This window comes from Paraburkholderia sp. SEWSISQ10-3 4, from assembly GCF_030464785.1.
Taxonomy (GTDB): Bacteria; Pseudomonadota; Gammaproteobacteria; order Burkholderiales; family Burkholderiaceae; genus Paraburkholderia; species Paraburkholderia aspalathi.
In genome coordinates, this window is record NZ_JALPRI010000004.1 from 104,212 (window position 1) to 124,143 (window position 19,932).

General features: G+C 62.0%; 20 protein-coding genes. 16 read left to right on the forward strand and 4 right to left on the reverse strand.

All coding sequences use genetic code 11. The features are described 5' to 3' along the window. The gene (locus M0D68_RS11725) at positions 1 to 888 is read right to left on the reverse strand and encodes a LysR substrate-binding domain-containing protein (RefSeq protein ID WP_200570867.1); all 888 of its coding nucleotides are present in this window, start codon (positions 886 to 888) and stop codon (positions 1 to 3) included. 215 nt (positions 889 to 1,103) lie between these two features. Here M0D68_RS11725 and M0D68_RS11730 point away from each other — a divergent pair, with 215 nt between their 5' ends. From M0D68_RS11730 to M0D68_RS11745, 4 genes are all read left to right on the forward strand, one after another. Continuing rightward, a complete protein-coding gene (locus tag M0D68_RS11730; RefSeq protein WP_266224291.1) occupies positions 1,104 to 2,096 on the forward strand; it encodes a polysaccharide deacetylase in 993 nt (330 codons plus the stop codon). Beyond that, complete coding sequence (locus M0D68_RS11735) at positions 2,093 to 3,007, forward strand: polysaccharide deacetylase (protein ID WP_266224292.1); 915 nt, start codon at positions 2,093 to 2,095, stop codon at positions 3,005 to 3,007. Before M0D68_RS11730 ends, M0D68_RS11735 begins: the two co-directional genes overlap by 4 nt. Next, the gene (locus M0D68_RS11740; protein ID WP_266224293.1) at positions 3,004 to 4,398 is read left to right on the forward strand and encodes an MmgE/PrpD family protein; all 1,395 of its coding nucleotides are present in this window, start codon (positions 3,004 to 3,006) and stop codon (positions 4,396 to 4,398) included. The genes M0D68_RS11735 and M0D68_RS11740 overlap by 4 nt, the downstream gene beginning before the upstream one ends. 70 nt (positions 4,399 to 4,468) lie before the next feature. Further along, positions 4,469 to 5,323 carry an ABC transporter substrate-binding protein gene (locus tag M0D68_RS11745; protein ID WP_266224294.1) on the forward strand — a complete coding sequence of 285 codons (855 nt, stop codon included), beginning with the start codon at positions 4,469 to 4,471 and terminating at the stop codon, positions 5,321 to 5,323. A 10-nt stretch (positions 5,324 to 5,333) separates the two neighbouring features. Here the strand turns inward: M0D68_RS11745 and M0D68_RS11750 are convergent, their stop codons facing one another. After that, positions 5,334 to 6,212, reverse strand: a complete 879-nt coding sequence (locus M0D68_RS11750) for a LysR substrate-binding domain-containing protein (RefSeq protein WP_093642647.1) — start codon at positions 6,210 to 6,212, stop codon at positions 5,334 to 5,336. 112 nt (positions 6,213 to 6,324) lie between these two features. Here M0D68_RS11750 and argH point away from each other — a divergent pair, with 112 nt between their 5' ends. Genes argH through M0D68_RS11770 form a run of 4 tightly spaced genes read left to right on the forward strand, consistent with a single transcriptional unit; the run spans position 6,325 to position 10,357 of the window. Continuing rightward, entirely contained in the window at positions 6,325 to 7,758 is a 1,434-nt protein-coding gene (gene argH, locus M0D68_RS11755; RefSeq protein WP_200651700.1) for an argininosuccinate lyase, read from the forward strand. A gap of 47 nt (positions 7,759 to 7,805) precedes the next feature. Then, positions 7,806 to 8,660: an amino acid ABC transporter permease gene (locus M0D68_RS11760; protein ID WP_266224501.1), complete on the forward strand. Its 855-nt coding sequence runs from the start codon at positions 7,806 to 7,808 to the stop codon at positions 8,658 to 8,660. Positions 8,661 to 8,692: 32 nt separating this feature from the next. Next, positions 8,693 to 9,457, forward strand: coding sequence for an amino acid ABC transporter ATP-binding protein (locus M0D68_RS11765; protein ID WP_093642644.1), 765 nt, complete (start codon positions 8,693 to 8,695; stop codon positions 9,455 to 9,457). Positions 9,458 to 9,517: 60 nt separating this feature from the next. Continuing rightward, the gene (locus tag M0D68_RS11770) at positions 9,518 to 10,357 is read left to right on the forward strand and encodes an ABC transporter substrate-binding protein (RefSeq protein WP_211701415.1); all 840 of its coding nucleotides are present in this window, start codon (positions 9,518 to 9,520) and stop codon (positions 10,355 to 10,357) included. A 126-nt stretch (positions 10,358 to 10,483) separates the two neighbouring features. On the opposite strand, the gene M0D68_RS11775 is transcribed toward M0D68_RS11770, so the two are convergent. Continuing rightward, positions 10,484 to 11,404 carry a LysR family transcriptional regulator gene (locus tag M0D68_RS11775; protein WP_093642639.1) on the reverse strand — a complete coding sequence of 307 codons (921 nt, stop codon included), beginning with the start codon at positions 11,402 to 11,404 and terminating at the stop codon, positions 10,484 to 10,486. Between the two features lie 129 nt (positions 11,405 to 11,533). Between M0D68_RS11775 and M0D68_RS11780 the strand changes: the two genes are divergently transcribed. From M0D68_RS11780 to M0D68_RS11795, 4 genes are all read left to right on the forward strand, one after another. Beyond that, complete coding sequence (locus M0D68_RS11780; protein ID WP_200651701.1) at positions 11,534 to 12,283, forward strand: SDR family NAD(P)-dependent oxidoreductase; 750 nt, start codon at positions 11,534 to 11,536, stop codon at positions 12,281 to 12,283. 54 nt (positions 12,284 to 12,337) lie between these two features. Continuing rightward, positions 12,338 to 12,877, forward strand: a complete 540-nt coding sequence (locus tag M0D68_RS11785; RefSeq protein ID WP_256454984.1) for a carboxymuconolactone decarboxylase family protein — start codon at positions 12,338 to 12,340, stop codon at positions 12,875 to 12,877. A 181-nt stretch (positions 12,878 to 13,058) separates the two neighbouring features. Then, entirely contained in the window at positions 13,059 to 13,394 is a 336-nt protein-coding gene (locus tag M0D68_RS11790; protein ID WP_256454983.1) for a YbjQ family protein, read from the forward strand. Positions 13,395 to 13,586: 192 nt separating this feature from the next. After that, the gene (locus M0D68_RS11795; protein ID WP_308187585.1) at positions 13,587 to 14,438 is read left to right on the forward strand and encodes a hypothetical protein; all 852 of its coding nucleotides are present in this window, start codon (positions 13,587 to 13,589) and stop codon (positions 14,436 to 14,438) included. Here the strand turns inward: M0D68_RS11795 and M0D68_RS11800 are convergent. Next, the gene (locus tag M0D68_RS11800) at positions 14,435 to 15,349 is read right to left on the reverse strand and encodes a LysR substrate-binding domain-containing protein (RefSeq protein ID WP_256454981.1); all 915 of its coding nucleotides are present in this window, start codon (positions 15,347 to 15,349) and stop codon (positions 14,435 to 14,437) included. The genes M0D68_RS11795 and M0D68_RS11800 overlap by 4 nt on opposite strands. Before the next feature lie 139 nt (positions 15,350 to 15,488). On the opposite strand from M0D68_RS11800, the gene M0D68_RS11805 reads away from it, so the two are divergent. From M0D68_RS11805 to M0D68_RS11820, 4 genes are all read left to right on the forward strand, one after another. Next, positions 15,489 to 16,811, forward strand: coding sequence for an FAD-binding oxidoreductase (locus M0D68_RS11805; RefSeq protein WP_093642625.1), 1,323 nt, complete (start codon positions 15,489 to 15,491; stop codon positions 16,809 to 16,811). 40 nt (positions 16,812 to 16,851) lie between these two features. Further along, complete coding sequence (locus M0D68_RS11810) at positions 16,852 to 17,670, forward strand: transporter substrate-binding domain-containing protein (RefSeq protein WP_266224295.1); 819 nt, start codon at positions 16,852 to 16,854, stop codon at positions 17,668 to 17,670. 64 nt (positions 17,671 to 17,734) lie between these two features. Next, positions 17,735 to 18,541, forward strand: coding sequence for an amino acid ABC transporter permease (locus tag M0D68_RS11815; RefSeq protein WP_200570893.1), 807 nt, complete (start codon positions 17,735 to 17,737; stop codon positions 18,539 to 18,541). A 26-nt stretch (positions 18,542 to 18,567) separates the two neighbouring features. Then, complete coding sequence (locus M0D68_RS11820; protein WP_266224296.1) at positions 18,568 to 19,905, forward strand: FAD-binding oxidoreductase; 1,338 nt, start codon at positions 18,568 to 18,570, stop codon at positions 19,903 to 19,905. The last annotated feature ends 27 nt before the right edge of the window (positions 19,906 to 19,932 follow it).

Genomic DNA, 19,932 nt, shown 5'->3' on the forward strand with positions numbered 1-19,932 from the left:
CTACGCCGCAACACTCGCTTGCAACCACCTAAGAAGCGGTTTCAATTTCTCGCGATATTCATTGCGCGGCGGATGCACCAGATAATATCCAGCCCCGGTTTCCACCACGCGCTTGAACGGCGTCACCAGTGAGCCACTGGTGAGATTCTCTCCGACCAGGTTCAGATCCCCCAGCGCCACCCCCAAGCCGCGTGCCGCGGCGCTGAATGCGAGATCCAGCGTGTCGAACACCTGCTCCCGATACGTATGCGCGGCAAGGTTGCCTTCCTGCTGCAGCCACAGAATCCAGCCTCGCCGGCCGAAGCTGGAATGCAGCAACGTGTGGTGTTTCAGATCTTCGGGTTCCACGAGCGGCGGTGTGCCGCCAGCAATCTGCGGCGAGCACACTGGCGTCAATCTCTCGCGCATCAGACAGGTGGCTTCCAATCCTTCCCAATTGCCGGTTCCGAACAGGATCGCCGCGTCGAGCGTGCCTTCGCCGAAATTGGTCGGCAGGAACCATGCGGTGTCGATATTCAACTGCGTGCCGGGCACTTCAGCGTAGAAGTCGGTGAGGCGCGGCAGCAGCCAGCGCGCCGCCAGTGTGGGCGTGACACGCAGGGTAATGGTCTGGCCGCCTGAGTTGGTGATGTGCATCGAGCGGCGCGCGGTTGCCAGCAACTCTTCGACGATCGGCACCAAGCGTTGGCACTCCGCAGTCTGCACGACCATGCGGGTGTGCCTGACGAACAGCGCGCAACCGAAATACTCCTCAATCTGCTGGATATGCCGGCTCACCGCGCTCTGGCTGAGAAACAGCTGCTGCGATGCAGCCGTGAAATTGCCGCAACGGGCGACCACCAGCAGGGTTTGCAGCACGTTGAAGGGAGGATAGCGTTCGATCTTCATTTATGCACAACTCGCATGGTAACCATGAGATTTTACCGTTTGTGGCCGGAAAATTGGCGTTCTTAAATCCCTTCAACAAGTCCGGATTTCCATGCCCGAAGTAGCCTCGCAGTGAGTGCCGGGGTGCCGCCGCTGAGCATCGGGTTTGCCTTACCCAGCGGGCAGAAACACCGGATCGACGCCGTGTCGAACAATGCGTTTAAGGGAGTTTTAGTTTGGTCCGATCTACCGTCACGTTGCCCGTGCAACAGGGCATGCGAGCGTCGCAAAGCCATGCAGACAGTGCAAGTGCGTCTGAGGAGTCGGGCAACGGTTCTCAAATGGGATATGTGGAGCGCCAGCTGGTTCAGACCGCACCGCGCTGGCCGGAAGGACACCGTTCCTGCGTCGCGCTCGCGTTCGATCTCGACGGCCCGACCGGCGATGCGATGCTCAACGGTTCGATCTGGACCAACCCTTCGTATTTCACCCTGGGCAGTTATGGCCCGTGGCGCGCGCTTGGCCGTCTGCTCGATATGCTGAACGAGCGGCGTGTGCCGGCAACCTTCTTCGTGCCGGCCTGGGTGGTCGAAAACTGGCCGGATCAATGTGCGGCGATCATCGCGGGCGGCCATGAGATCGCTTACCACGGCTACCGGCACGAGGCTTTCTGGACTCTGGATCGCGACGGCCAGCGCGAAGTGATGGAACGCTCCGCGGAAGTCTTCGCCAAATATCTCGGCATGCAGCCGGTTGGTTTTCGCACGCCGTCGGGCGACTGGGGGCCGGACACGATTCGCTTGCTGATGGAGGCCGGCGTGCGCTATTCGAGTTCGATGCGTGGCGACGATCGTCCTTATCTGCTGCACGCCGAGGGCATCGCCGAGCCGATGGTCGAAATTCCGGGCCGCTGGGAGCTCGACGATTATGCGTCGCTGGCCTATCACCGCAACCCGGATTTTCCGGCGAGCCTCGACCGCATTGCCAGCTATGACACGACGCTCGACAACTGGCGTCGCGAATTCGACGGCTCACATCGTGACGGACTTTGCCTGACCACGCTGTTTCATCCGAAGGTGTCCGGCAAACCCGGCCGGATTGCGTTGTTGGAAAGACTGATCGATCACATGCACGCACAAGGCGACGTATGGTTCGCCACGTGCCGCGACGTCGCGCAATGGTGGCTCGATAACAATGCCTCGGGACACGCGCAGGAGTTCAGCGCATGAATGCACTTCACTGGCCGCACAACGCGCGCTGCGCGGTGGTCGTCACGGTCGACTTCAACGACGAACACGGCATCCTGACTCAGGAACCACGTATCGCCGGCCGCGAGAAATCTCTGTCGGTCTGGCGCTATGGTGCGAAACGAGGCGTGGATCGCGTGCTCGATGCGTTCGATGAGTTCGATGTCCGCTCGAGCTGGTTCCTGCCGGGACGCGTTGCTCAAACTCACACGGACTTGCTGCGCCGTATCGACGCGCAGCAACACGAAATCGGCACGAGCGGATTTCGCTGCGAGAACTTCGACACCCTCACGTTCGATGAGCAACGACAGGCGTTCCTGGCAGGTCAGCAAGCGCTCGTCGACACACTCGGTCGGCGCGTGCAGGGTTTTCGTTCTTTCTACGGCAATTGGGCGCCGGGCTTCGCGGACTTTCTTCGCAGCGAAGGGGTCACGTGGTCGTCTTCATGGCGCGGCGACGATCTGCCGTATTTTCATCTACCGGACGCAAACGCCGGGACTGTGGTGGTCGCGGACACGCCCCCGCTGGTCGAACTGCCGCTTCACTATGAACTCGAAGACGAGCCGTACTTCGTCTACAACCTCTCGCCTGCAGTACCGGTCGGACAGCCACGGATTCCCTCGTATCGGGAAGTGCTGTCGAACTGGAAGCAGGACTTCGCGGCGTTCCGCCGCTTCGGTCTGTGCTTCGTGCTGAGGCTGCATCCGGAGCTCATCGGTACAGCGGGACGTATCGACGTGTTGCGCGAGTTGCTGGCGGAGATGCGTTCGCATGACGACGTGTGGTTCGCGACGGGCGCGGAAGTAGCGGCCTGGTGGCGCCAGAACGTCGATGGCAACGAGCCCGGTCATCCGGCCGAGGTTTTTGCACGGCATCGCGAGGCTGCACGATGAGCGCGCGTGATCTGTCGCTGTCGGAGCAACTGGCGGCATTCGTCGCCGGCGTACCCGACGACGCGCTGCCTGCTGCCGTCGTCCATAAGGCCAAGCGGCACATCCTCGACACATTCGGCGCGTCGCTCGCCGGTGCCGCGGCCGTGGAGTCGCGCAGCGCGCGGGCGGTCATGTCCGGCGACGGGCCAGGCGTCGCGCAGGTCTGGGGCACGCGGCAGTCGCTCGGCCCGCGCAGCGCGGCCTTCGTCAACGGTGTCGCCGCGCACGCATTGGAACTCGACGACTCGGGCGGCTGCGATCATTCCGGCGCGGTCGTGCTGCCCGCCGCATTCGCGGCGCTTGCGTGCTCACCGCGACCAGTCTCGGGGCGTGAATTTCTCGCGGCAGTGGTGCTCGGCTATGACGTCGGCAGGCGAGTACTCGAAGCGTGCGGCGGATATTCGCCGCACAACGCACGCGGCTGGCATTCGACGATGACCTGCGGCGTGTTCGGCGCGGCGGCGGCAAGCGCGCGCCTCCTCGGACTCGACGCCGCGCAAACCGGCGCGGCGTTCGGCCATGCTGGCAGCTTCAGCGGCGGCCTATGGGGTTTCATTCACGACGCGTCGCAAACGAAACGCATGCACACCGGCCGCGCGGCTGAAGGTGGATTGCTGGCGGCATTGCTGGCGAGGGAAAACGTCAGCGGCCCGACGCAGGTGTTCGCGGACGTATGGGGCGGCTTCTTCAACGCGTTCGCTCCCGACACGCAGAAGCCCGAAGCCTTGCTGCACGAACTGGGCGACACGTGGAAGATCATGCGTTGCTCGATCAAGCCGCACGCGTCGTGCCGCAGCACGCATGCAGCAGTCGATGCCACGCTCGATCTGCTGCGTGACATCAGATTCGATCCGAACAGGCTCTCGAACGTGCACGTCCGATTGAGCGCATTCGTCGAAGGCATGTGCGGTGGCCGCGATTTGCGCAACCTGGCCTCATCGCAGATGAGTTTGCCGTATGCGGTTGCTTCGGTGCTGGTCTATGGCCATGCGAGGATTGGCGCTTATCTCGAGGCTGCGCGAACCGATCTGCGGGTGGCCGCGATGATGGAGCGCATCACGCTCGAGGTCGATCTGACGATGTCCGATCTGGACGAGCCCGTCGTCACGCTCACGATCGCCGATGAGATGCCGCGCTCGCGGCAGGTGCTCACGCCGCTCGGCGATCCGCGCAATCCATTGTCGGATGCAGACTTGCTGTCGAAGTACCACGCCCTGGCCACGATGGCGCTCGACGACTCATCGGCGAACGCGCTTGCCGACTCCGTACTCGATCTGGACAATCTCGCCGACGCGCGAACGCTTCTAGCGTGGCTTGGCGGCGATGCCGATGCCAAACCCGCGCTGCGATAGCACGACAGACCGTGACCGAAGCTCAATCGTTTTGATGACAAGCGTTCAATTCTTTAAAGGTATGTCCTCCATGTCCAAGCTGAACCCGCTGCGCGTTGCGTCCCGTTTGATGACTGTCTGCCTGTCGACCTTTCTCTTCGGCGCTGCAGCCCATGCGCAAGCGTTGCCTGATTCGATCGCCAAGGTCAAAGTCATCAAGGTCGCGGTCAACTCGATCTACCCGCCGATGGAATACAAAGACCCGGAGAGCGGCGAATTGACCGGTTTCGATATCGACCTCGGCAATGCGATTGCAAAGCAACTCGGCGTCAAGCTGGACTGGCAGGAGTCAGCGTTTGAACAATTGCTGCCCTCGCTCGCTACCGGGCGTGTGGACATGGTGTTGAGCGGATTGAGCGATGTGCCGGGGCGCCGTGATACAGCGGACTTTCTCGACTATCTGAATTCAGGCGCGCAGTTCTACATCCTGACGGGCGCGCATGGCGGCGAGATCCGGCAGTCGGCGGATCTGTGCGGGAAGCCGGTCGGCACGAGCCGCAGCACGTCGTTCCCGGCGGACACCGCAGCATGGAGTACGAAGAACTGCGTCGGCAAGACGCCGATCACGGTAGTGGGTACGGAAGACACGTCATCCGCGCGTATGCAGTTGAAGCAGGGGCGAATCGTGGCAGGCGTGCAGGGCAGCGAAACCCTGCCGTACGCAATGAAGCTCGAACCGAACACCTACAGGCCCATTGGTGAACCGTTCGCGGCTTCGCCTGAAGGTATTGCCTTTGCGAAATCCAACCCGAAGCTGCGCGATGCGGTGCGGGCCGCGCTCGACAAGCTGGTCGCGAACGGCACATACAGTGCGATCGTGGCGAAGTGGGGCCTGCAATCGAGCGCGGTTCAGCAGGTGACGATGAACGGCGCGAAGGACCATTGAAGCAGATGGGTCACTCGACGTATTCGCTCAGCCACGTGGCGAATGCGGACACGAGCGGCGTATCGGACAACTCCTGCCGGGACACGAGGTAATACGCGTGTCTCGACGGCACGGTGATGTTGAACGGCCGGATCAGCGTGCCGTCCATCAGGTCGTCCCGCACCGAGAAACTGTCGCCGAGCGCCACACCCTGACCGTGAATCGCCGCTTCGATACCGATATGCGCATTGCCGATTTCCAGAATCCTGATGCCCTCGAGTTTGTCGGCCGATGCATGCGCGAGCCATCGCATCCACGACCCCGAGTGCTCGCAAAACAGCGCTTTGCCCGCGAGATCCTCGGTCTTGCGGATCGCGTTGGGACCGTTCATCAAGGCGGGACTGACCACCGGAAACAGCGCGGGATGCGTAATCAGCGTGACGTGACGATCGCGCCAGCGGCCTTCTCCGTAGCGCACGCATACGTCGACATCGGGCGAATACACCTCGCGGTCGTCGTTGGAGGGGATCACTTTCAGATTGACCGCCGGGTACTGGTCGAGAAACTCGCCGATGTGCCGGGCCATCCAGCGCGACGTGAACAGCAGCGGCGTGGACACGACGAGATCGCCCGCCATCTCTGGTGAGTCCAGCTTGACCACGGCGTTGGCGATCATGTCGAACGCGTTTTTGACGGGCTGCAGCAAAGCTTCGCCTTCGCGCGTCAGCTTCACGCGCGCCTTTGATCTGACGAACAGCGTAACGCCGAGTGATTCTTCGAGAATGCGGATCTGATGGCTGACCGCGCTGGCGGTCACGTGCAACTCCTGCGCGGCGCCGGCCACGCTCGAGCGCCGTGCCGCGGCTTCGAACGCACGGAGGGGATTGAGCGGTGGCAGACGGTTTCGCATGTGGCGGGAAGGGATGCTGAGAAAAATTTCATTTGAACGGAATTTAATTCTCGCTACAAGAAGAAAAACTGGATACGTACAGTGGAGTCAACTTAACCGAGGGCTGGCAGCGATGAATATTTCTGAACCGATCGAGCGTTTGTGGGGTGGGCGTTTCAAGTCGGGGCCGTCGGCGGCGCTGAAGGCGTTGTCGCGTTCGGACCCGAGCTTCTTCCGGCTCGCGCCTTACGATCTGGCCGGTTCCCGCGCACATGCTCAGGAACTGCGCCGCGCGCAGATTCTGACCGAGGAAGAGCTGCAGCAACTGCTGGCCGAAATGGACACGCTGCAAGCGCAGTACCTTGCAGGCGAGATCGGGCCGTCGCAGGATGACGAGGACGTGCACACGTTCCTCGAACGCGAATTGACGCAGCGTTTGGGCGCCACCGGCGGCAAGCTGCGCGCGGGCCGTTCGCGCAACGACCAGGCGGCCAACGACCTGCGCCTGTTCCTGCGCGACAAGGCACGCACGCTGACGCACGCGGTGATCGATTTGCAGAACGCACTGATCGAACAGGCCGATGCGCACACCCGCAGCGTGACGGCGGGCTTTACCCATCTGCAGCCGGCGCAGCCGGTCGTGTTCGCGCATCATTTGCTGGCGCACGCGCAGTCGATTTACCGCGACGTCGATCGTCTGGTGGACTGGGACCGGCGCAGCGCGCGCTCGCCGCTGGGCGCGGCAGCGTTGGCGGGCTCGGCGATCTGCCTCAGCCCGGAGTTGTCAGCCGCTGAGCTCGGTTATGACGCGCCGTGTGAGAACTCGATCGACGCCGTCGCTTCACGCGATCACGTGGCGGAGTTCGTGTTCATTGCGAGCATGCTGTCGGTGAATCTGTCGCGGCTGTCGGAAGAAGTGATCCTGTGGACGACGCGTCAGTTCGGCTGGGTCGTGCTAGACGATGGCTACGCCACGGGCAGCTCGATCATGCCGCAGAAGAAGAACTCGGATATCGCGGAGCTTACGCGCGGCAAGGCGGGGCGACTGATCGGCAACCTTGGCGGCCTGCTGGCGACGCTGAAGTCGCTGCCGCTCGCCTACAACCGCGATCTGGCGGAAGACAAGATCGCCGCGTTCGACAGCATGGACACGTTGGAGTTGGTATTGCCGGCAATGGCTGGCATGATCCGCACGATGCAGGTGAACGTGGACGAGATGCGCCGCCAGGCGCCGCTGGGTTTCACGCTCGCCACGGAGGTGGCCGACTGGCTCGCGCTGCGCGGTATTCCGTTCAGTGAGGCACACGAGATCACGGGCGCGCTGGTGAGGGCGTGTGAAGAGCAGGGCATCGAGCTGGGTGAAGTATCCGTGGCGACGTTGGCGCAGGTGGATGCGCGGCTGGAAGCATCGGTGCTGGAGCACGTGACGCTCGAAGCGGCGGTGGCCGCGCGCAGCGGCTACGGCGGCACGGCGCCGGCTCGCGTGGAAGAGCAGATCACCCGGCTGCGTGCGGCGATCGACCGGCAGGCCGCGTGGGCGGCCGACTACAGGGGGCCATCATGGTAAGCGTTTCCAACGATCGGGCGGCACTGCCCGCGGAGGCTCAGAAGCAGATGACAGAGATGAGTGAAGACGTCACCGACATTTCGCATCTGGTCCATGTGCGGCGCCGCTACTGGGGCCGTTATGTGGCGTCGGCAGCGATCATCGCGTTGATCGGGTATGTGGTGCTGGCGTTCGCGCATGGGCAGATCGAATGGAGCTACGTCGCGCGCTTCCTGACGGCGCGTTCGATCCTGAACGGCCTCGTCAACACGATCGTGATGACGGTGCTGGCGATGGTGCTGGGCGTGGTGCTCGGCGTGATCACCGCGATCATGCGGCTGTCGCCCAATCCGGTTTTGCAAGCGGTCGCGCAAGGCTATGTGTGGCTGTTTCGCGGCACGCCGGTGATCCTGCAATTGCTGCTGTGGTTCAACCTCGCGCTGGTGTTTCCGTCGATGGGGATTCCGGGCCTTTTCGAATTTCGCACGGTGGACGTCATGACGCCGTTCCTCGCGGCGTTGCTGGGTCTGGGGATCAACCAGGGGGCGTACACGTCGGAAGTGGTGCGCGCGGGGCTGCTGTCGGTGGACACGGGCCAGTATGAAGCGGCCAAGTCGATCGGCATGCCGCGGCTGCAGGCGCTGCGCCGGATAATTCTGCCGCAGGCGATGCGGGTGATTGTGCCGCCGATCGGTAACGAGCTGGTGGGGATGGTGAAGCTGACCTCGCTCGCGAGCGTGATCCAGTATGCGGAGATGCTGCACAACGCCGAGAACATCTACTACGCGAATGCACGGGTGATCGAGCTGTTGATGGTGGCCGGGGTCTGGTACCTGGTGGTGGTGACGGTGCTGTCGTTCGCGCAGTCGCGGGTGGAGCGGCACTACGCCCGCGGGGCGGGACGTGCATCGGGCCGGCAATGAAGGCGCCAGCGACGACAGGACAAGGAGCCGAAATGAATTCAATCGTTCGCGCGGTCGACGTGCGCAAATCATATGGCGAGTTCAAGGCCTTGCAGGGCATCACGCTGGATGTGGCCAAAGGCGAGGTGCTGTGCGTGATCGGGCCGTCGGGCTCGGGGAAAAGCACGTTCCTGCGCTGCATCAACCAGTTGGAGAAGATCAACGAAGGGGCGCTGTGGGTGAACGGCGAACTGGCGGGCTACCGGCGCGTGGGCAACCGGCTGCACGAACTGTCGGAGCGGCAGGTGGCCCGTCAGCGCCTTGCGACCGGCATGGTGTTCCAGAAATTCCACCTGTTCCCACACAAAACGGTGCTGGAGAACGTGACCGAAGGTCCGGTGCAGGTGCTCAAACGGCGTCGCGCGGAAGCGGAAGAAGAGGCGCGTTCGTTGTTGAAGCGCGTAGGGCTCGCTCATAAGTGCGATGCGTTTCCGGTGGAACTGTCCGGCGGACAGCAGCAACGGGTGGCGATTGCACGTGCACTGGCGATGCATCCGCAACTGATGCTGTTCGACGAGCCGACCTCGGCGTTGGATCCCGAACTCGTGGGCGAAGTGCTGGCGGTGATGCGGGACCTCGCGCGAAGCGGCATGACGATGATCGTGGTGACGCATGAACTGGGCTTTGCACGCGAGGTAGCCAACCGCGTGGTCTTCATGGATCAGGGGCAGGTGGTGGAAACCGGCACGCCTGATCAGGTACTTGGGCAGCCAAAACATAAACGTACGCAGGATTTCATCTCGGCCGTGCTGTCCTGATCACAACCGCGGGTTCCGGCTGGGACCCGCTTTTCAGATTCTTCTAACAAGCGAGTTTCTATGAACGCGTCCCTTCGTTTGCGTGAATGGTTCACCCTGGTTGTTGGCGTCGTGGCGCTGCATGCGCCGCTGCTTCATGCACAAACCGCTTCGTCGATTGGCAAGAGCACGCTCGTCGCGGCGATCGTGCCGAACTATCCGCCGTTCGAATACAAGGACCCCGCTACCGACAAGCTGATGGGCTTCGACGTCGATCTCGGCGAAGCGCTTGCCGCGAAGCTCGGCGTCAAGCTCGAATGGCAGGAAACCAACTTCGACCAGATGATGAGCGCGCTGACGACGAAGCGCGTCGACGTGATCCTGTCGGGCATGACCGATCTGCCCGAGCGCCGCGGGGCGGTGAACTTCCTCGACTACATCACGACCGGTCCGCAGTTCTATACGGTGAAGGCGCGTGCGGGTGAATTCGCGACGATGGATGCGTTGTGCGGGAAGACTGTCGGAACGAGCCGCCGTACATCGTTTGTGAACGATACGACGAAGTGGAGCAATGAGCATTGCGTGAAGGCAGGTAAGCCGCCCATCAAGGTGGTCGGTACGGATGGCTCGTCGGACGCGCGCATGCAGTTGCGCCAGAACCGGATCGATGTGGCAGTTCAGGGCGGTGAGACTTTGCCGTACCAGAACTCGATTGAGCAGAACGCGTACGCGCCGATCGGCCAGCCATTCCTGTCGCAGTACACCGCGATCGGCATGTCGAAGGACAACGCGGCGCTCAATACGGCGTTGACCAATGCGTTCAATCAATTGATCGCTGACGGCACCTATCAGAAGATCCTGGCGAAATGGGGTTTGCAGCAACACGCTGTGCCGAAGGCGCTTGTTAACGCTGGGACTTGATACGGTCGGCCGCTAGCCTCGCCCAGGCTGTCATCAGGCTCGACAGATGGTTGGCCCACGCCGCTGGCTTCCCGAGCCAGCGGCCCATGGTAGTGGGCTTGAGCGCTTCGAAGCCGCCGTGCGTTTTCAGCTCCGAGCCATCGCCTTGCCGACATGCTCCGCAAACGCTTTCACCTTCGCCGAATGCCGGCGCTCCAGCGGGCTCACCAGATGGATCGGGATGGGGATCGTGTCCCAGTCCGGCAACATCCGCTGCACTTCGCCACTGGCTAGCTCGTCGTCGAACAGCCATGTCGGCGAATAGCCAATCCCCATACCCGCGAGCACCGAGGCCCGCATGACCTCGCTGCTGTTGGTTTGCAGATTGCCTTCGACCCGCACGATGCGCGTGGTTCCCACCGGATCCGTCGCGCCGGGCCCCGCCGTAAAACGCCACGCGTTGCGCATCGCCAGTTCGGTGTAGACGATGCAGTTGTGCTCGACCAGGTCGTCGGGAACGCGTGGCGCTTTCGTTCCTTTGGGCAGTGAGCGCACATAGCTGCGATGCGCCATCAGCATCCGCTGTGCCGTTCCCACGCGACGCGCGATCAGGCTGCTGTCCGGCAGATCGCCGAGCCGCACCGCGACGTCGATCCCCTGTTCCACAAGGTCGACAAAACCATCGCTCAGGCGCAGGTCGATCTTCACGCCCCGATGCTCTGCCAGAAACGACTGAACCAATGGCATGAGCTTGAGGCGCCCGAAGCCGACTGACGCCGCGATTCGCAGCCAACCCGTCAGTTGCTGTTCGCCGCGCCGCAGCGCGCCTTCGGCCTCCGCGATCTCCGCGACGAGGCGCCGCGCCTGCTCGAAATAGTGTTCACCTTCTTCCGTTAGCGCGAGCGAACGCGTGGTTCGCGTCAGCAGCCGTGCGCCCAACTCGCGCTCGAGTGCCGCGACCTGTTTGCTCACTGCGCTTTGCGTCGTGTCGGCTTCGTGCGCGACCGCGGAAAAGCTGCCGGCCTCCACCACGCGCACGAACGTCTTCATTGCCTGCAGCTTATCCATTTTGCTCAATATATTCCTATGCGGAATCAGTCATATGAGCATACACCATCTATATCCCCAATCTGGAATCAGTCAAAGTGCAGTCATCGCAAACGCGATTCGATGCAACCCAATCCAAGGAGTACGGACATGAACTCACCCGTCGTTCTTATCACTGGCGCGCTGACCGGTATCGGCCGCGCTACCGCTCTTGCTTTTGCTCGCGAAGGAAACCGTGTGGTCGTCAGCGGTCGTCGCGAAGAGGCAGGTCAGGCGCTTGCCGCCGAATTGCGCGCGCTCGGTGCTGAAGCTGAATTCCTGCGCGCCGATGTGCGCTTCGAAGCCGAAGTGCGCAGCGTAGTCGAGCAAACCGTGGCGCGTTTCGGGCGCCTCGACGTGGCGGTCAACAACGCAGGCACGGAAGGTCAACTGGCGCCGATCGTCGAGCAGACAGCAACCAACTACGAAGACACGTTCTCGGTCAACGTGCTCGGCACGCTGCTGTCGCTCAAGCACGAAATGCGCGTGATGCTGGAGCAGGGCGCGGGTTCGATCATCAACCTCTCGTCGATCGCGGGCCAGGTGGGCATTGCGGGCGCGTCAGTCTACGCAGCCAGCAAGCATGCGGTCGAAGGCCTCACGAAGAGCGCGGCGCTCGAAGGCGCTGCCGCAGGCGTGCGCGTCAACGCCGTGGCGCCCGGTCCTGTAGCGACCGAAATGCTCGACCGTTTTGCCGGCGGCAGCGAGGAGGGCAAGGCCAGCTTCCTCGCAACGATACCGGCGCGACGCGCCGCGACTCCGGACGAAATCGCCCAGACCATCGTCTTCCTTGCGAGCGACAAGGCGCGCTACCTCACCGGACAGAACATTGCAGTCGACGGCGCCTATACCGCGCAATAACGCACAGGTTTTCCCACCCAGCTTCATTCATCTTTTTTACTCAGGAGTATCACCATGACCACCATCAACGTCCCGACACGCGACGAAGTCTCCCCGGCTAACCAGGCTATCTTCGACAAGCTCAAGAGCAGTCTCGGCACAGTGCCCAACCTGTACGCGACGCTGGCCCATTCGGAGCATGCGCTCGGCAGCTACCTCGCGTTCCAGAACGCGAAGAGCAGTATCACCGGCAAGGCGCGCGAAGTCGTGAACCTCGTCGTGAGCCAGGTCAACGGCTGTGAGTACTGTCTGGCCGCCCACACGATGATCGGCAAGATGAACGGCTTCACCGACGAACAGATTCTCGAAATCCGCAGTGGCAAGGCAAGTTTCGACGCGAAGTTCGACGCGCTCGCGCGTCTGGTGAAGAACATCACGGTTAACCGCGGGCACGCCGATCAGGCGCTTGTGGATGCGTTCTTCGCTGCGGGCTGGACCAAGGCCAATCTGGTCGACACGATCATCGTGATCGGCGACAAGACTGTCACCAACTACCTGCACTCCACGACGCATGTACCGGTGGACTTCCCCGCTGCGCCGCAACTGACTGCATGACGGTTGCAGCCGGGCAAGGCGGAGCGTTCATGCGATGCTCGCGTTGCCCGGCTGACTGGAGCGTTACCTGTATCTATCCAGTCAGCGATCCCGGCATGTCAGCCAGGTGCCTGGCTACAATGAAGAGCCTTGAAAGCACTCCCGATGAACTGCAAGCGATCAATTGAACACGGAGAAGACGATGATAGAACGACACATGGTGACGACAGCGTTTGACCTTCCGGGCCACAGGATAGAGCGCTCATTCGGCGTCACTCGCGGGATCATCGTTCGGTCCCGATCCATCGTTGGCGCACTTGGCGCGTCGCTGCAGACGATTTTCGGAGGCAACATCACGCTTTACACGTCGCTGTGTGAGCGAGCGCGGCAGGATGCATACGAGCGCATGATTGCGCAGGCTGCGGACCTGGGCGCAAACGGCATCATCGGTATGCGGTACGACGCAACCGAGATAGCGAGGGGCATTACGGAGGTGCTGTGTTACGGGACGGCGGTCCGCGCGACGTTGCTGGCTTGAAGAGCCTGTGCCGATCAGCGCTGAGAACATGACCACCTGGTCATGTAATGCTTTGCGAGTGAAATGGGTTTGTATGCCTGCATGAATCGTGGCACGATGGTTTTTTGACCGGGCGTGATTCTGTGCGATCCGCGCCAGTACTGGCGAATCGCACATGTGTCGAATATAACTATGCATCGCAGGCGTTTTGTATTGGCTGCACTGAGTGCGGCAGGCGTGACGCTCCGTGCGCATGCAGCATCCGCAGACCCATTCGCTATCGTATACCCGCATTACCGCCCCGAAGATCGGGCACGTGCGGTCTTCCCCCTGGCGGTGCTCGACCTCGCAATGAAAGCGGCCGGCGCCGATTACGTGGCGCGGCAGGCTGACGTCCTGATGGAACGGGGGCGTGCGCTGGCAGAACTGGCGGGCGGGAGCAACGCCATCAATCTGCTCTGGACGAGCACGGACGCCGAGGCGGAACGCGGCTTGAACGTGGTACGGATTCCTATCAATCGCGGGCTGATCGGCCACCGGATCTTTGTCATACGAAAAGATCGTCAGGCTGATTTCGACAGGGTGAGGAACCTGGACGATCTGAAGGCATTGACGGGTGGTCAGGGGCTTGGCTGGATCGACACAAAAATCATGAGAGCAGCCGGTCTGAACATAGAGACGGTTCCCTATGAGACAGTGTTCGACATGGTTCAGGGTGGCCGGCTGGACTATTTTCCGCGCGGTGCCATTGAAGCTTTCGCGGAACTGGACGAGCCGCGGCACAGAGATCGGGATCTGGTTGTCGAGAAGCACCTGCTTCTGAAATACCGGTCGGACTTTATTTTCTACGTCTCCACGAAGCACGCAAGCCTCGCCCAGACCATTAACAGGGGGCTGGAGAAGGCCTATCTCGACGGATCGTTCATGCGGCTGTTCAACTCGCATCCCTACATTCAGGACGGGCTGCTCCGTTCCAACCTCGCGAGCCGCAAGGTCTTCGTTCTCGACAATCCGTATCTTTCCGAAGAAGATCGCCGGATCCCGGGCAAGTACTGGATGAGCTAATGTCGTGCGGGCTTGGAGGCGTGCTTTGCTTCAAGCATCATCGTGTCGCCGGCCATCTTAAGAAAACTATCAACGATTGGATTGGTGTACTGCAGCTGCGGACATACGGTGAACCCCCGAAACATGACGTCCGGTGAAAACGGCCGAAACTGGATCTTCGTGGGATTGGCATCGATAGTCGCGAGCGGATTCACGATGCCGATTCCCAGTCCGCGCGACACCATCGCGCAAATCGTCGCGCCGTATGGCGTTTCGATAGTCGGCACCTGATTGACTTCCGCCTGACGCAACACGCGATCCAGCGACGACCGCGTGTCGTCCGCATACGAAGCCAGAATCAACCTTTCGTTACGCAGATCGCGTGCATGGATACGTTTGCGCGCGGTCAGCGGATGCCCGGCCGGTAGCGCACACACGCCGGGTAGCCGGTATAACTCGGCGCTCGTCACACCGAACGCTTCGGGCGTAGTCGTAGCAAAGCCGATATCGCAATAGGCCGACGACGCCCAACGCTGGATCGTGCCTTCACTGCGCATTTCCAGCGATATCGCGATGCGTGGATAGACGGCGAGAAAACGCTCGATCACCATCGGGATGAACGACAACGCCAGCACCGGCGCCGCGACAAGCCTTAGACGGCCACTGCCGAACTGGCGGATTTCACGCGCGGAATGCGCCAGTTTCTCGATACCCACAAAACTCCGGTCCACTTCGCGATAAAACGCGCTCCCCGCATCCGTGGCCTGAATCCGTCCGCCGCTGCGCGTGAACAGCGCCAATCCCGTCGAAGCTTCCAGTTCCGCAATCAACCGGCTGACGCTTGGCTGCGACGTGCCAAGCTCCTCGGCGGCGGCGGTCATCGAGCCGCGCAACATGACCAGCCTGAACGCATCGATCTGCCGCTGATTCATCGTTTTGCCTCGTCTGCCTTCGTTAATCCGGCTCCCAGCTTGCCATATCAAATTTGAATGGCGGACGTTTTTGGTCGTATTTGACCGGATGGTCGACGAAATCCTAGACTGGCTTGCATCTTCTTACCGGCCATAGACGATGCGCTCCGATGCCCTGCTGCTTCACGACGATTTTCGCGTGGCCCCGTACTGGTGGGACGCCGCGCCGCCCGAAACGGCCCGTGACGCGTTGCCGTCCGGCGTCGACGTGGTGATCGTCGGCAGCGGCTATTGCGGCTTGTCGGCGGCTGTGGAAGCGGCGCGCCTCGGCGCCAGCGTCGCCGTGCTCGACGCTGCGGAGATCGGGGCGGGCGGCAGCACGCGCAGCGGCGGCATGGTGTCGAGCGGACAGAAACTCGCGCTGACCAATGCGATTCGTGGCGTATCGGCAGAGCGGCTGGGACGGCTGATGCGCGAGTCGATGGCGAGCTTCGATTACCTGAAGCGCCTTGTCGCCGAGGAGTCGCTCGACGCCGATCTGCAGATCACGGGGCGTTTCTTCGGCGCATTCACGCCGCGCCACTTTGATCGTTTGCGGCGCCAGGGCGATCTGTTGCGCGACAAGACCGGCGTGACGGTGCACGTCGTGCCGCGCGCGGAGCAGCACACGGTGATCGGCTCCGATTACTACTACGGCGGGATTCTCGTCGATGAATACGGCGGTTTGCATACGGCGAAATATCATCGCGCGCTGCGCGATCTCGCACGGCGTTGCGGTGCGACTTTGCATTCACATGCGGGCGTGGAACGAATCGAACGCAATGGCGCGGGTTTTCGGGTTCACGCAACGCGAGGCAAAATCGACACGAAGCATGTGCTGGTCGCGACCAACGGCTACACCGGACGGCTGCTGCCGTTCTTCGCGCGGCGAGTGCTGCCGGTCGCGAGTTACCAGATCGCGACGGAGCCGCTGCCGCCCGGGCTGATGGCCGTGCTGAATCCGGGGCGGCGCATGATCAGCGATTCGAAGCGCAATCTGTTCTACACGAGGCCATCGCCCGATGGCACGCGAATGCTGTTCGGCTCGCGCCCTGCTATCCGCGAGGTGAGCGAGCGTGAAGCGGCGAGGATGCTGCACGCGAAGATGATCGAGTTGTGGCCCGCACTGCGCGACGTGCGCATCACGCACGCGTGGAAGGGCTACGTCGCGATGACGGGCGACAAGCTCGCGCATATCGGTGAACAGGACGGCATTCACTACGCGCTCGGCTGCAACGGCAACGGTGTCGCGCTGATGAGCTATCTGGGCTCGCGAGTCGCGAGATCCATGCTCGGACTCGATGCACAGGCGGGCGCATTTGGTGAGGGCACGTTTCCGGTCAGCCCGGCTGGCATGGCGAGCCGCCTGAGCGTGCCGGTCGGCACGGCGCTCTACGCGTTCGACGATTTCTGGAGCGGCCGCGCGCGCGCCGCGCTTTCTTGACAGACTTCCCATCGCAGGTCCTTTCGACGGAGCAAACATCATGCGTTTTCGCCATCTTCTCAGCCTCTTTGCGGTTGTCGTGCCGCTATCGCTCGCGTTGCAAGGCAACGCCCGTGCCGACGACATCGGCACGTTGACGCCCGGCAAGCTGGTCGCCGGCGTGGATGCGAACAACAAGCCGTATTCGTATATCGACAACGGCAAGATGACGGGCTTCGACGTCGAACTGCTGCGCGCCGTCGCGGCGAAGCTCGGCCTGAGCGCGGAGTTCCGCGCGCAGGATTTCAGCGGACTGCTGCCGAGCGTCGCGAACCAGCAGATCGATCTGGCCGCCGGGTCGATTTCGATCACGAAAGAACGCCTGAAAATGGTCGATTTCTCAGAGGGCTATCTGACGGGTCTTCTGAGCGTAGCAACCTTGCCCGACAGCACGATCACGAGCGATCCGTCATCGGTGAAGGGCAAACGGATCGGCGTCGTGCAGGGCACCATCGAGGACACGTATTCGGACAGCTACCTGCCGGGTGCGCAGATCGTGCGCTTTCCGAACCTGAACGCGGGATTCCTTGCGATGCGCTCGAAATACATCGATGGCTACTTCGTGGATAAAACGCTCGTAGAAGGCTTGCAGGGCAAGTATCCGCAAATGAACATCGCGGACAAGCTCGACATCTCCGCCGTCAATCTGCCTGCCGGTTTCCCGGTGCACAAGGGCAACGCCAAGCTCGAGGCGGCGCTGAACAAGTGCATCGGCGAACTGGTCGCGGACGGCACCTGGCTTAAGCTGTACCTGCAGTTCCACCCGGGTTATTCGAAGCCCGCGAGCCTGCCGCCGTACGCGATGAAGACCGATAACTGATTGAGTTCGGCCGACTGCGGACCGGCGGCTGAACCCGCCGCCGACGCTCAACAGGGAGCGCACCATGAATGCTTTCTTGCAGAACTTTCTCGACTGGCCGTTGCTGATCTCGTCGATACCGTCGTTGCTGTGCACGGGCCTCGTCAACACGCTGGTGCTATCGGTGTTTTCGACTGTGCTGGGGATTGTCGCGGGCATGATGCTCGCGTTGATGACGGTGTCGCATACGCGCTGGTTGATGCTGCCCGCACAGGTGTTCATCGACGTGTTTCGCGGGCTGCCGGCCGCGCTCGTGATCCTGCTGGTCGGCCAGGGACTCGCGCCCGTGGGGCTCGCGATCTTCGGACCCAATCCGTATCCGCTTGCGATCGTCGCACTTGGGCTGATCTCGTCCGCGTATATCGCGGAGATTTTTCGTTCCGGCATTCAAAGCGTGGGACGCGGACAACTGTCCGCGTGTCAGGCGCTCGGCATGACATACTGGAGCAGCATGCGCCACGTGATCGTGCCGCAAGGCGTGCGGCGTATCTTGCCGGCGCTTGCGAACCAGTTCATTTCGATCGTCAAGGATTCGAGTCTGGTCTATTTTCTCGGCCTGCTGACTTCGCAACGCGATCTGTTTACGATCGGCCAGAACACGTCGGTGAATACCGCGAACCTGTCGCCGCTGGTGGCCGCGGGTGCGGTGTATCTGCTTGTGACCGTGCCGCTCACGCACGCGATCAATCACATCGACCGCTGGACCAACCGTCATGCGAATCCGGCGCGCGGCAATTCCAGCACACGATTGTCACGCCGGCAGCGCAAGGCGCAGGCTTCGGCCAGTTCGACTGTGCCGGTCAGGGCCGGCATCGCCGATCAACATAACTAGTCTTCACAGGCAGGACACCAGCCACAATGGGACCCAAAGTAGAAACGGTCGCTGACGACACCACCTTGCCCGCGCAAGTCGATGTCGTCGTCATCGGCGGCGGCATTATCGGCGTGAGCACGGCCCTTTATCTGAGCGAGAAAGGATTGCAGGTCGCGCTATGTGAGAAAGGCCATATTGCGGGCGAGCAATCGAGTCGCAACTGGGGGTGGGTGCGCGTCACGCATCGCGACATGCGCGAGTTCACGTTGAGCATCGAAAGCCTGAAGCTGTGGCGGAAAATGGATGCGACGCTCGGCATCGACACCGGCTTCAACCAATGCGGCATCCTCTACATGACCGACGAAGACGCCGTGATGGACAGTCATCACGTATGGCTCGACAAGGCGCGCCACGTAGCGGGCGATACATTCGACACGCGCGTGGTGGACGGGCGTGCCGTTGCTGAACTGTTGCCCGGCGCGACGAAAGCGTTCAAAGGCGGACTCTACACATCCGGCGACGGTCGCGCCGAACCGCAAAAGGCGGCACCGGCAATCGCCAATGCGTTGCGCAAACGCGGCGTCAAGATTCTGACGCCATGCGCCGCCCGTGGCATCGAAACAAGCGCAGGGCGCGTCAGTGCGGTCGTCACCGAGCACGGCGCGATTCGTTGCAACAGCGTCGTGGTCGCGGGTGGCGCGTGGTCGCGGTTGTTCTGCGGCAATCTGGATGTCGACGTACCGCAACTGCTGGTAAAAGCCTCCGTGCTTCGCACCGAGCCGCTCGACGGTGGCCCGACCTGTAGCGCGAGTAACAAGAAATTCGCGTTTCGCAAGCGCGCCGACGGCGGCTATACGGTCGCTTTTGGCTTCCGCACCTACAGCGATCTCACGCCCGATTCCTTTCGTCTGTTCTTCAAATATGTCGAAGCGTTGAAGAGCCAGCTGGGCGCTTTGCGCATCGGCATCGGCGCTCGTTTCTTCGATGAACTGCGCCGTCCGCGTCATTGGGCGCTCGACCGTCCCACAGCGTTTGAAGCGATCCGCACTCTCGATCCCGAACCGATCACCCGCTACACCGACGCAGGTTTGCGCGAGTTCATCAAGGTCTTCCCGCATCTGGCGCACGCGCGAATCGCGCAGCGCTGGGCGGGCTACATGGACGTGACGCCGGACGCGATTCCAGTGATCTCCGGTGTCGATACGGTGCCGGGCCTCTTTATCGGCACCGGCTTTTCGGGGCATGGATTCGGCATCGGCCCGGCGGCCGGAAAGCTGATGGCGGATCTCGTGACGAACGACACGCCGCTTGTCGACCCGCATGCATTCCGCCTCAACCGGTTCAGCGACGGAACCAGGATTGTGATCGACGCGGGCTTCTAAGGTGGTCTTTCTACGCTTTCTACGGAG

Coding starts and splice junctions, on each gene's coding strand:
- M0D68_RS11810 (WP_266224295.1), top strand. CDS start 16,852: ATGCGTTTTCGCCATCTTCTCAGCCTCTTTGCGGTTGTCGTGCCGCTA.
- M0D68_RS11735 (WP_266224292.1), top strand. CDS start 2,093: ATGAATGCACTTCACTGGCCGCACAACGCGCGCTGCGCGGTGGTCGTC.
- M0D68_RS11780 (WP_200651701.1), top strand. CDS start 11,534: ATGAACTCACCCGTCGTTCTTATCACTGGCGCGCTGACCGGTATCGGC.
- M0D68_RS11740 (WP_266224293.1), top strand. CDS start 3,004: ATGAGCGCGCGTGATCTGTCGCTGTCGGAGCAACTGGCGGCATTCGTC.
- M0D68_RS11790 (WP_256454983.1), top strand. CDS start 13,059: ATGATAGAACGACACATGGTGACGACAGCGTTTGACCTTCCGGGCCAC.
- M0D68_RS11745 (WP_266224294.1), top strand. CDS start 4,469: ATGTCCAAGCTGAACCCGCTGCGCGTTGCGTCCCGTTTGATGACTGTC.
- M0D68_RS11820 (WP_266224296.1), top strand. CDS start 18,568: ATGGGACCCAAAGTAGAAACGGTCGCTGACGACACCACCTTGCCCGCG.
- M0D68_RS11760 (WP_266224501.1), top strand. CDS start 7,806: ATGACAGAGATGAGTGAAGACGTCACCGACATTTCGCATCTGGTCCAT.
- M0D68_RS11765 (WP_093642644.1), top strand. CDS start 8,693: ATGAATTCAATCGTTCGCGCGGTCGACGTGCGCAAATCATATGGCGAG.
- M0D68_RS11785 (WP_256454984.1), top strand. CDS start 12,338: ATGACCACCATCAACGTCCCGACACGCGACGAAGTCTCCCCGGCTAAC.
- M0D68_RS11770 (WP_211701415.1), top strand. CDS start 9,518: ATGAACGCGTCCCTTCGTTTGCGTGAATGGTTCACCCTGGTTGTTGGC.
- M0D68_RS11725 (WP_200570867.1), bottom strand. CDS start 888: ATGAAGATCGAACGCTATCCTCCCTTCAACGTGCTGCAAACCCTGCTG.
- argH (WP_200651700.1), top strand. CDS start 6,325: ATGAATATTTCTGAACCGATCGAGCGTTTGTGGGGTGGGCGTTTCAAG.
- M0D68_RS11750 (WP_093642647.1), bottom strand. CDS start 6,212: ATGCGAAACCGTCTGCCACCGCTCAATCCCCTCCGTGCGTTCGAAGCC.
- M0D68_RS11805 (WP_093642625.1), top strand. CDS start 15,489: ATGCGCTCCGATGCCCTGCTGCTTCACGACGATTTTCGCGTGGCCCCG.
- M0D68_RS11815 (WP_200570893.1), top strand. CDS start 17,735: ATGAATGCTTTCTTGCAGAACTTTCTCGACTGGCCGTTGCTGATCTCG.
- M0D68_RS11775 (WP_093642639.1), bottom strand. CDS start 11,404: ATGGATAAGCTGCAGGCAATGAAGACGTTCGTGCGCGTGGTGGAGGCC.
- M0D68_RS11800 (WP_256454981.1), bottom strand. CDS start 15,349: ATGAATCAGCGGCAGATCGATGCGTTCAGGCTGGTCATGTTGCGCGGC.